This window comes from Microvirga aerilata, assembly GCF_016743775.1.
Lineage (GTDB): Bacteria > Pseudomonadota > Alphaproteobacteria > Rhizobiales > Beijerinckiaceae > Microvirga > Microvirga aerilata.
Map to the genome: position 1 here is coordinate 1 of NZ_JAEQMY010000307.1, position 1,060 is coordinate 1,060.

1 protein-coding gene is annotated in these 1,060 nt (G+C 61.5%); it reads left to right on the forward strand.

Annotated features, from left to right (window positions below):
* Positions 1-632, forward strand: a 632-nt coding sequence (locus tag JKG68_RS32505) for an IclR family transcriptional regulator (RefSeq protein ID WP_202066570.1), incomplete at its 5' end; no start/stop codon positions are given.
* Positions 633-1,060 lie beyond the last annotated feature (428 nt).

Here is a 1,060-nt window from a genome sequence, read left to right on the forward strand (position 1 = left end):
AAGATCCGGAAACACGACGCTACTACATTGGACCTGAAATCTACGTTCTGGGCACCCTCGCAAGCACTCGTTTCGGCATCCATCCGATCTCTCTCCGCTCTCTCGGGCGGCTGAGCCAGGAGACTGGCGACACAGCCTTCCTTTCGGTCCCGCGAGGCGTCTATTCCATCTGCGTCCATCGCGAGGAAGGGCCGTACCCGATTCGAGTCCATGCGCTTCACGCCGGCGACCGACACCCTCTGGGGGTCGGTGCCGGAAGTCTTGCTCTGTTGTCTGCCCTGCCGGACCAGGAGGTAGAAGAAGTCCTGGCCGCGAACGCGGACGTCTTGGCTGAGAAATATCCCAACCACCCGCCGTCTGTACTCCGCTCGCTCGTCGAAGAAACCCGGGTGAACGGTTACGCGCTGAATCCAGGCCTGCTGCTCCCGAGTTCGTGGGGCGTCGGCGTTCCCATCCGTGGGGTGGATGGCCGACCGATCGGTGCGCTCTCCATTGCGGCGATCGAGAGCCGCTTGAGTGAAGCCCGCCAGCGGGAGATCGCCTCGCTCCTGAAGAAGGAAGCGACTTGGATAGAGATGCGCTTGAGCGAGGTCGGCACCGCCGACAGGCCGTCGAGGAAGAAGGCCAGATAGGCTTGGGCACGCTGCCCGCCCTCGGTTCTCCAAACTCGCGCGACCTCATGCCGCCAATGCCTGCGGGTGACTGAGGAGGGGCTTGCTGGGTCTGCTCGGGTTTCCACACGCTGCACGGAAGGGTGATGATGGCCAAAGCGGCCCTATCTGCTTTGGCTCACTTACATGGAAGAGGCAGGAGTTGCGACCAGCGGGTGCTGCTGCCTAGGACGGATCTCGACGAGGCAGAAACCATCCTGCACTTCGCTGCCGTTCTCGAAGCGCTGCGGCTGTGGAGTGGAAACTGGTCCGCCCATCCCTAGCTCAAGTTGTATGGCCTCTTGCCTGATTTGGAGCTCCTAATGATGAGCCTGGTACAAGGCTCCTCTCGCAAACTGAACAAGCTAAACGACAGCACTGCCCGTGCTGCCCGACTTCGTAGGATCGAT